Source organism: Roseisolibacter sp. H3M3-2 (assembly GCF_029211165.1).
Taxonomy (GTDB): Bacteria; Gemmatimonadota; Gemmatimonadetes; order Gemmatimonadales; family Gemmatimonadaceae; genus Roseisolibacter.
In genome coordinates, this window is record NZ_JARGEK010000312.1 from 1 (window position 1) to 5,949 (window position 5,949).

At 76.4% G+C, this 5,949-nt stretch carries 5 protein-coding genes; all 5 read right to left on the reverse strand.

Annotated features, from left to right (window positions below):
* Window positions 1–54: 54 nt before the first annotated feature.
* Complete coding sequence (locus tag PYV61_RS19750) at window positions 55–489, reverse strand: DUF1003 domain-containing protein (protein WP_275834829.1); 435 nt, start codon at window positions 487–489, stop codon at window positions 55–57.
* Complete coding sequence (locus PYV61_RS19755) at window positions 486–1,904, reverse strand: amidohydrolase family protein (protein WP_275834831.1); 1,419 nt, start codon at window positions 1,902–1,904, stop codon at window positions 486–488. The genes PYV61_RS19750 and PYV61_RS19755 overlap by 4 nt, the downstream gene beginning before the upstream one ends.
* A gap of 29 nt (window positions 1,905–1,933) precedes the next feature.
* Window positions 1,934–3,607, reverse strand: a complete 1,674-nt coding sequence (locus PYV61_RS19760) for a hybrid sensor histidine kinase/response regulator (RefSeq protein WP_275834833.1) — start codon at window positions 3,605–3,607, stop codon at window positions 1,934–1,936.
* Window positions 3,608–3,707: 100 nt separating this feature from the next.
* Entirely contained in the window at window positions 3,708–4,610 is a 903-nt protein-coding gene (locus PYV61_RS19765) for a CbiX/SirB N-terminal domain-containing protein (RefSeq protein ID WP_275834835.1), read from the reverse strand.
* Window positions 4,607–5,949 (reverse strand): TonB-dependent receptor (locus tag PYV61_RS19770; RefSeq protein WP_275834837.1); only part of this gene is annotated, 1,343 nt, incomplete at its 5' end. The genes PYV61_RS19765 and PYV61_RS19770, both read right to left, overlap by 4 nt.

Genomic DNA, 5,949 nt, shown 5'->3' on the forward strand with positions numbered 1-5,949 from the left:
CGGCACGCCGGCGGCGCGCGCCGTCACGGCGTCCGGGCGCCCGCGCGGCCCCGCCTACGCCGCCGGGCGCTCCACCGCCGCCCGGATCGCGGCCAGCTCCGCGTGCAGCGCGTCCAGCCGCTCGCGCAGCGCGCGGATCTCGAGCTCCGCCTGGCGGTTCACCGCGTAGTCGTTGGCCGCCTCCAGCCGGTCGCGCGCCGACTGCCGGTTCTGCGACATCATGATCACCGGCGCCTGCAGCGCGGCGAGCATGGACAGCATCAGGTTCAGGAAGACGTACGGGTACGGGTCGAAGGCGTCGCGCAGCGGGCCGAGGATGGCGGTATTGAGCACCGCCCACACGACCATGAAGGCGGCGAACAGCCCGATGAACGTCCACGAGCCGCCGAACGCCGCCACGCGGTCGGCCACCCGCCCGCCGAGCGTGCTCGCCCGCTCGAACTCGGTCGTGACGTCGCGGGCGACGAGCCCGGGCCCCGGGGCGCTCAATGGAGCCCCACGCGGCCGCGCACCGACGCGAACAGCCGCGCCGCGTCGTAGCCGACGCCCCCCTTGAACACCGTCTCGACCTGCTGCACGTCGGCGATGCGCGCCGAGGGGTCGCCGCGCACCACCACCAGGTCGGCGCGCTTCCCGACCGCCACGGTGCCGATGCTGTCGGCCCGCCCGAGGTACTGCGCGCCGTTGAGCGTGCCGACGCGGATCGCCTCCAGCGGCGTCAGCCCCGCCTCCACCAGCAGCTCGAGCGCGCGGTGGTTGGAGTAGCCCGCCACCACGCCGCCGTACCCGGTCGGGTCGGTGCCGACGAGCAGCCGCCCCCCGGCGCGGAAGAAGTCGCGCTCGAACCGCATCTCGTTGGCCAGCAGCCGCGTCCACGGGGAGCTCGCCTGCGACGCGATCTGCACGCGCCGGCGCAGGTACTGGTCGCGCGCCTCGGGGAGCATCGCGTCGAGCGCCCCCGGCGGCGCCGGCGGCCGCCCCGGCGCGAAGGTCTCGAAGACGGTGAGCGTCGACGTCACGGCGACGTTGCGCTGCACCAGCTCGCGGATCAGCGCCTGCACCGGCTCCGACGCCACGTCGAGCGCGGCGATCGACGCCTGCTGCGCGGCCGACGGGCACTCGTCGGGGCGCTTCTCCGGCGCGAAGTCGCTGGCGACCACCAGCCCGTGCTCCAGGTTGTCGATACCGAGCGCCGCCGCCTCGCGGAACGTCACCGAGCAGAGGTGCCCCGTGACCTTGAGCCGCCGCCGGTGCGCCTCGGCGATCGCCGCGCCGAGCTGCTCGCGCGTGATCTGCATGTACGCCTTGAACGACGTCGCGCCGCGGTCGGCCCAGTGCGCGACCATCTGCCGCGCGTCGTCGGGGCCGGAGAGCGCGTGCACCTGGTAGATCGGGAGCCCCGGCCCGTTGAGGTACGGCGCCGTCACGTCGAGCGACGGCCCGACCGCGCGCCCGGCGTCGATCGCCTTCTTGAGCTCCAGGTCCGCGTAGCCGGCCATGTTCCCCGCCGTGCGCGCGGTGGTCACGCCGCCGGCCAGGTACAGGCGCGGGAAGCTGAACGCCTGCTCGTTGTACACGCTCCCGCCCCCCGACGGGTAGAACATGTGCTCGTGCATCATCACGAGCCCGGGGAGCACCGACCGCCCCGCGAGGTCGAGCACGCGCGCGCCCGGCGGGATCGCGACGCTGCCGTCGGCGCCGACCGCGCGGATCACCCCGCGCTCGACGACGATCGTCTGCCCGTCGCGCGCCGGCGCGCCGGTGCCGTCGATCACGCGCACGCGCGTCAGCGCGACCACCGGCGTGTCGACGGTGACGAACTGGCGCGCCTCCTGGGCGCGCGCGGGGGCGGCCGCGACGGCAGCCGCGAGGGCGAGGCCCGCCCCGAGGGCTCTCAGGCGCATGGGTGCTCCGGTCTGAGGGTGAGCGCGCGTCAGCCGTCGTCGGGCGCGCGCCGCAGCGTGAGCGTGAACTCCGACCCCGCGCCCTCGACGCTGGCGACGGTGAGGTCGCCGCCCATGCCGCGCGCGAGGTCGCGGCTGATCGCGAGGCCGAGCCCCGTCCCCTCCGCCTTCTCGGCGTACGGCTGCCCGCGCGGGCGCACCTGCACGAAGGGGGCGAAGATCGCCTCCAGCTGGTCGGCCGGGATGCCGACGCCGGTGTCGGCGACCGTCAGCGCCGCCGCGTCGCCCTGTTGCGCGCAGCGGACGGCGATGCGGCCGCCGACGTCGGTGAACTTGACCGCGTTGGACAGGAGGTTGAGCAGCACCTGCGCGAGCTTCTCGCGGTCCGCCCACACGTGCGGGCCGCCGTCGGGCGCCGGCGCCGCCCCGGCCGCGTCGACGGTCAGCTCGCGCGCGACCACCAGCGGCTCGACCATCGGGAGGACGTCCGCCACCACGTCGGCGAGCGGGATCGCGCGCATCACGTACTCGACGCGCCCGCTCTCCAGCTTCGCGTAGTTCAGGATGTCGTTGATGAGCCCCAGCAGGTGCCGCTGCGCCCGGTCGATGCGGGCGAGCGTGCCGCGCTGCGCCGGCGTGAGCGGGCCGTGCAGCTCCATCTCCAGCAGCTGCGTGTGCCCGCCGATCGCGTTCAGCGGCGTGCGCAGCTCGTGGCTCATGCTGGCCAGGAAGTCGCTCTTGGCGCGGTTGGCCACGTCGGCCTCGCGCCGCGCCGCCTCGGCGGCCGCGAGCAGGCGCGCGCGCTCGTCCTCGGCCTCGCGCCGCCGCGTCACGTCCTGGACGACCCCCGGAAAGCGCTCCGGCCGCCCGGCCGCGTCGCGCTCCAGCAGCCCGCGCGCCTGCACCCAGCGCTCCGGCCGCCCCGTCTCGGCGCCCGGGATGATGCGGTACTCCGCCTCGTAGGGCGCGCCGGTGGCAAGGGTGTGCTCGATCAGCGCGACCACGCGGTCGCGGTCGTCGGGGTGCAGCGCCGCGAGGTACGCCGACAGCGGCGCCGCCCCCGTCTCGTCGAGCGCGATCCCGAAGATGCGGCCGAAGTTCGCGTCGCCGAACAGCCGGTCGTCGGGGATCCGCCACTCGAACGTCCCGACCTCGCCGGCCAGCAGCGCCGAGTCGAGGCGCCGCCGCGACTCCGCCAGCGCGGCCTCCGCGGCCACGCGCGCGGTGGTCTCGGTCGCCGGGTTGAAGTAGGCCACGGTGGCGCCGTCGTCGTCGCGCACGGCGCTCAGCCCGAACGTGTAGTACGCGATCGTGTCCGGCGTCCCCTCGCCGTCGACCGAGAGCACGAAGCGCGCGTCCTCGGCGTAGATCGGGGCCCCGCCGGCGTCGACGTGCGCGAACATCGGCTCGATGTCGGCCCGGATCTCGGCCCACACCTCCAGCCCGGGGCGCCCCAGCGACGCCGGGTGCTTCGCGCCCAGGATGCGCCGGTAGCCGTCGTTGTAGACCAGCAGCCGCTCGGGGCCGCACCAGAGGTTGATCGGCGCCGGCGACTCGAGGCACGCGCGCACGATGGTGCGCAGGGTGGGCGACCAGCCGGGCACCGGGCCGAGCGACGTCGCCCCCCAGTCGAACTCGCGGCACAGCGCGCGCACCTCCCCCGCGCCGGCGAACAGGCGCTCGGCGGCCTCCCGGGCGCTCACCACGCCGCGACGTCCCACTGCATGCGCGCCCTCCTGGGCCTCTGACCGGTTCGGGGGTGAACCTCCGGGGCGTAGGTTAGCGTTCCCGCGGGACCGACCGCTAGCGCGCGAGCGCCCCGCGCACGCGGGCCTCGACCCACCGCGCCATCGCCGGGTGCGGCGCCAGCGGCTCGCCGGTGTAGACCGACGGCGTCCCGCGGATGTCGTTCGGGACCTTGTCGCGGCTCACGCTCCCCTTGGACACGAGCACCGGGACGACCACGACCTCCTGCCCGGTGGCCAGGTGCTGCAGCTCGATCAGCTCGCGCACGCGGCGCACCGCCTCGGCGCGCACCGGCGCGGGGGCGTCGTCGCGCACCAGCTCGACGCGCACGTCGCGGAAGCCGGCGATCGCCTTCACCGAGTCGGCGATCGGGCGCAGGTTGTCCATCCACGCCGCGTAGTCCTCGGCGGAGTTGGGGCCGTGGCCGACGATCAGCAGCGCGCGGCCGCGCGGCTGGGGCGCGATGGCCAGCGCGCGGTCGGCGAGCACGCGCGCGACCTCGGGGGCGGCGTCCATCGCCGGCGTCAGGCGCAGGGGCGCGCCGGCGGCGGGGCGCTCGATCCCCGCCATGTGCAGGTGGTGCGTCATCTGCTCGTCGAGCGTCACCGAGTCGCCGGCGAGCCAGCGGATCTGGTCGTAGTGCCCGCTGTGGCTCGACACGAGCATGGGGACCACGACGACCTCGGTGGCGCCGGCGGCGCGCACGCGCGCCACCGCGTCCTGGAAGCGCGCGGTCCTGGCGCCGGCGCCCATGAGGAAGCTCACCTCGACCGGGCCGCCGACCTTCGCCGCGGCGGCGGTCTGGCGGACGTGCGCGTTCCACACCGAGTCGCCGCCGTGCGCCACGACCACGACGCCGACGCGGGGGGCGTTCGTCGCGGCCTGCGCCGCCAGCGCGGCGGGGGCGGCGAGGACGGCGGCGGCGGCCAGCAGGGCGGCGCGGGAGAGGAGCGTGGTCATCGGGTCGGCGTCCGGGTGAGGGCCCACGACAGGGCCGTGTAGACGTGGCGGGCGGTGTAGCCGGCCCACTGCGCGGGGCGGCGGTCGAACAGGTTGTCGGCGCCGACGATCAGCTCGACGGCGTCGGCGCCGGGGAGCGTGCGGGCGAGCCGCAGGTCGGTGCGGACGAAGGCGTCGCGCCAGCTGGTGACGGCGCCGGTGGCGGCGTCGCGCTCCATCGGCGTGCGGCCGGTGAACAGCCCCGTGACGCTCGCGCGCACGGCCAGCGGCAGCGTGCCGGCGACCGTCGCGCGCGCCGAGTGCGCGGGGCGCGCGAGCAGCGCCTGCCCCGTGGCGTCGTCGCGCGTCGCCAGCCCGGCGTACGACGCCTCGAGGCGCACGCCGGCCAGCGCCACGCCCCCCTCGACGTCGACGCCGCGCGTGGTGCCGTCGTCGACGTTGCCGTACTCGTAGACCGGCGGCGCGCCGGGGGCGCCCACCGGGCGCGTCTCGATGAAGTCCGTGAAGCGGTTCCAGTACAGCTGCCCGCGCGCCCACGCCCGCGTCCCCGCCCACTCGGCGCCGGCGGTGACGTTGCGCGACGTCTCGGGGCGCAGGTCGGGGTTGCCGTTCACCGCGTACCCCGCGCCCTGGTTCACGAAGCGCATATACAGCTCCTTGAAGTCGGGGGCGCGGAATCCCTCCCCCGCCGACGCGCGCAGCGTGAGCCCCGCGCCGACGCGCTGCCGGAGCGCGACGCGCGGCGTGACGTGCGTCCCCCACTGCGACGAGTGCGTGACGCGCACGCCGGGGACGAGCGCCAGCCCGGGCGCCGGCGCCAGCTCGACCTGCGCGAACGGCTCGACCGCGGTGAACGCCCGCAGCCCGCCGGGGACGCGCGCGGTCTCGGTCTCGTCGCGGCGCACCTGCGTGCCGACGTCGAGCGCCGCGCCGGCGACGCGGCCGTTGTACAGGAGCTCGGCCTGGTAGACGCGCTGCAGCTGCCGCTGCCCCGTGTCGCCGGCGATCGGCTGCGGCGCGACGCTGCTGCGCGAGCGGTGGTCGAACACCGACGCCGACACCGTGGGCGCGAGGCGGTGCGCGCCGCGGCGCCAGGCGGCGGTGGCGCGCCCGCTCCACTGCCGGTTGTCGGCGAAGCCGTAGAGCGTCCCGTCGCGCCACCGCTGCCGCTCGTCGAGGGCCAGCACGCTGGCCTCCGCCGAGCGCGCCGAGTCGGGGCTCCAGCGCAGCTTGGCCGCGCCGTCGGCGCGCGCGGCGAGCGCGTCGGCCGCGTCGTCGCGCACCGGCGTCTGCTCGACGTGCCGGCGGCTCAGGTCGAGCGACTCGGCGAGCGGCACGA